Source organism: uncultured Campylobacter sp., from assembly GCF_938018035.1.
Taxonomy (GTDB): Bacteria; Campylobacterota; Campylobacteria; order Campylobacterales; family Campylobacteraceae; genus Campylobacter_B.
Map to the genome: position 1 here is coordinate 1 of NZ_CALIJF010000270.1, position 3,548 is coordinate 3,548.

At 47.1% G+C, this 3,548-nt stretch carries 4 protein-coding genes and 1 tRNA gene; 4 read left to right on the forward strand and 1 reads right to left on the reverse strand.

Going from position 1 to position 3,548, the window contains the following annotated elements; translation table 11 throughout:
* The 4 genes from Q0257_RS08010 to Q0257_RS08025 all read left to right on the forward strand — a co-directional run.
* Window positions 1-2,135 (forward strand): MMPL family transporter (locus Q0257_RS08010; RefSeq protein WP_298023774.1); only part of this gene is annotated, 2,135 nt, incomplete at its 5' end.
* A gap of 28 nt (window positions 2,136-2,163) precedes the next feature.
* Window positions 2,164-2,261: transfer RNA gene (locus Q0257_RS08015), tRNA-Sec, on the forward strand.
* Between the two features lie 140 nt (window positions 2,262-2,401).
* On the forward strand, window positions 2,402-2,689 hold the full coding sequence (locus tag Q0257_RS08020) for a hypothetical protein (protein ID WP_298023777.1): 288 nt from the start codon (window positions 2,402-2,404) through the stop codon (window positions 2,687-2,689).
* 25 nt (window positions 2,690-2,714) lie between these two features.
* Window positions 2,715-3,131 carry a hypothetical protein gene (locus Q0257_RS08025; protein ID WP_298023779.1) on the forward strand — a complete coding sequence of 139 codons (417 nt, stop codon included), beginning with the start codon at window positions 2,715-2,717 and terminating at the stop codon, window positions 3,129-3,131.
* Window positions 3,132-3,286: 155 nt separating this feature from the next.
* Here Q0257_RS08025 and Q0257_RS08030 read toward each other — a convergent pair.
* Window positions 3,287-3,548, reverse strand: a 262-nt coding sequence (locus tag Q0257_RS08030; protein WP_298023781.1) for an FAD-dependent oxidoreductase, incomplete at its 5' end; no start/stop codon positions are given.

Genomic DNA, 3,548 nt, shown 5'->3' on the forward strand with positions numbered 1-3,548 from the left:
TGCTTAAAGCTTCGGAGCAAAATTTCAAATCCTACCGCGACGAACTACGCGAAAAGGATCACCGCGACATTGTGGCTTTGCGCGCGTTGATCGCGGGCTTTGAGAAGGAATTTGCGGGCGACCAATTATTTTTGGGCGGACTAAATATGATCGCCGACGATATGGTGGGCTACGTCCGCTCGGATCTGGTGACCTACGGACTCGGCGCCTTGGTGCTTCTGCTAGCTTGCTTTTGGCTCTTTTTTAGACAGGCGAAATTTATCCTGCTGCCGCTTATCATCTGCGCGTATTCGGTCGTGCTCGCAGCGGGATTATTCGGCTTTTTGAGCTTTGAGGTCACGGTGATTAGCTCAAATTTCATAGCGCTTCAGCTCATCATCACGGTTTCGGTCTGTATCCACCTAATCGTCGCCTACCGCGAGTTTAGCGCGCGCTTTCACGCCTTTTCGCAGCGTCAGCTCGTTTATGCAGTGCTGCGCGAGCGCGCAAGACCCTGCTTTTTCGCGATCTTTACGACCGTTATCGGCTTTATGTCGCTAATTTTTTGCGATATAAAACCCGTAATTTCTCTGGGAATTATGATGAGCGTAGGCATCAGTATCTCGCTAGTTACGGCATTTGGAGTATTCGGCGCGGTTATGTCGCTTCTAAGGCGCACGCACAATAATCGCAGCTTCGAGCAGCACTTTAAATTTACGCTTTGGTGCGCCGAAACGGCGCTGCGTAGCAGAGGCGTGGTCTACGGAGTGTGCGCTGCAGCGGTGATCTTTGGGCTGTACGGCATCTCACAGCTGCGCGTCGAAAACAGCTTCATCGGCTACTTTAAAAAAAGCACCGACATCCGCGCAGGTATGGAGGTCATAGACACAAATCTCGGAGGAACGATCCCGCTTGATATCGTAGTTAAATTTAAAAGCGCAGGTAGCGCAGATTTTGCTAGCGAGAGCGAAAATTCCGCAAGCGGAAGCGCAAATTCTAAGAACGGCGAAAATTCCAATCCCGCTGAGCGAAATTTTGCGGCAAATTCTACTCGGCAAAATTCTATCACGCAAAATTTAAATGATCAAAATTTTTTTGAGCAAGGCTCCGCTGCGGCAGCACAATCAGGCGAAGCCGTAAATTCAGATCAAACCCACACCGCAAATTTAGAGCAAAATTCCACCGCGAGTGACGATTTTGGCGATTTCGAAGCCGAATACGCCGCCAACGAAAACAAGCCGCAGTATTGGTTCACATCCGAAAAGATGCGCATCATCAGCAAAATAGATGATTTTTTGAAGGACAAAAACGTCACGGGGCACGAGTTTATCGGCAACGTAAGCTCGCTTGCGTCGCTTTTGAAGCTCGGCAAGCAGATTAATCAGGGGCGCGATCTGGACGATCTGAGCCTTGCTCTAATCTACTCTGAAATGCCGGCAAACTACCGTGAATTGGTGCTTTCGCCCTTTGTAAATATCGAAGCGAACGAGGCGCACTTTAGCGTCCGCACGATAGACAGCGATCCGAATCTTCGCAGGGCGCAATTCCTAGCCGATCTTAAGCGCGATCTGGACTCCCTGCTCGCTAAAGATAATGTCACGGTGCAGATTAGCGGCATAATGGTGCTTTATAACAATATGCTTCAAAGCCTGATGAGCTCGCAGATAGGCACTCTGGGTATCACCGTGTTCGTGCTTTTCGTGCTTTTCGTGATCATCTTTCGCTCGTTTTCATACGCGCTTATCGCGATCGTCGTAAATTTAATCCCTCTTTGCGCCTGCTTCGGCATCATGGGGGTTGCAGGCATTCCGCTGGATATCATGAGTATTACGATAGCGGCGATTAGCATCGGTATCGGCGTGGACGACGTCATCCACTACATCTACCGCTATAAGCGGGAGTTTGCGCGCCTGGGCGACGAGGCCGCGGCAATCCGCGCGAGCCACGCAAGTATCGGATACGCGATGTATTATACGTCGTTTGCGATCATTTTGGGATTCAGCGTAATGATGATGAGCAATTTCTGGCCTACGATCTACTTCGGGATGTTAATATGTCTGGTAATGAGCCTGCTGCTTTTGGGCGCGCTCATAATCCTGCCGTCGCTAATAATGAGCCGAAAGGGCTTAAAATTTAGCCTCTTTAAAGCTAAATAAATTTTATCTCGCTATAATTCCCGCATTTGGAGAGGATGGCGACCTGGTGGCGTCTGCGGACTTCAAATCCGATAGGAGGGCGGTTGACCGTTTTCCGGGGGGTTCGATTCCCTCCCTCTCTCGCCAAATTCTTTCATTAAATTTCACTTTTACGATTCTTGATCTCTAGCGCTTCTCGAATTTATCTCAAATTTAAGCTCTAAATTTATCCATTATTAAACAGAGGCGGATAGCATTGTTCGTTAACTTTTCTTGAAGGAGCGAGTATGAAATACGTATTGGGCGCTGCGCTTGCGGCATTTATTTTTGCGGGATGCGGCGATAACGATGTGGAGCTTGTCAAAAACTACACCCTGCCCGATTTTGAATCTATGAGTATCGGTACGGCGATAGAGAGTTCGAAAATCTGCAAAAATATCACCTGGAGCAAAGAGGAGAACGGCGGATTAAAGACGGTTAAGATGCTCTGCGACGTGGATGTAGAGCATAGGCTTAAATCATATAAACAAGAGATGTTAGACTCATCTTTAAAAAGGGTTATGACTTTTTTATGAGGGCAAGGCTTACGACGCGCAGGGTTTGTTTAAGCTGGCAAAAGAATACTGTAAATTAAACGAAGCTAAATTTCAAGAAACACTTAAAAATCAAAGGCAAAATAGAATTTTTGAGGAGGAATGGAAGTCGGTCGATTGCGACGACAAACTAAAAGGGGAGATACTAAAAGAAAGCAATACCGAAATCTACATAGACTTTATTATGGAGTGCTTAAAAGCAGCCGTTTATTACTCGCAAATAACGGCAGAGCAGTTGGACGCGAGCTTCGGACATAAAGAAGGTGGATCATCAAAGCTTGCTATCGAGCTAAATTTTATCGTAAATGAGGGTAAAAGCGTGAGTCTGTCTGATAAATTTAAACTTATCACGAACGGCAAAGAAGATCCCGTAAATAAAATGAAGTCAAAAGATGTTATAGCGGGCTTCTACGAAAGACAATAAGCGCCTCATCTCGCGGTTAAATTTGATGAAATTTTAAATTTAGCCGCCTTTTTATATCAAAATTTCATTCAAAATTTCAGGCGTAGTTTTAAATTTAAAGCGCGATGGAAGCAGTTTTGCTCGCCGCGCCGTGAAATTTTACGCCGAATATAGGCCTATTTATCGTGTCCTTGTAGATATGCGATCGCACTAAGTGCGGCAACCGCGCCGTCGCCTGCCGCGCAAACGACCTGCTTAGGCGCATCTTGTCTCATATCGCCTGCCGCAAATAGCCCGTGTACACTTGTTTGCATCTTTAAATTTACCGCGACCTGTCCGCCCGGCGTGACGTCGCAGATGAACTTACCGCTTTCGTCTTTTAACACCTCGTTTCGCACGTCAAGCCCCACGAATACGAAGATCCCCGGCAGCTGCAGC

Coding starts and splice junctions, on each gene's coding strand:
- Q0257_RS08020 (WP_298023777.1), top strand. CDS start 2,402: ATGAAATACGTATTGGGCGCTGCGCTTGCGGCATTTATTTTTGCGGGA.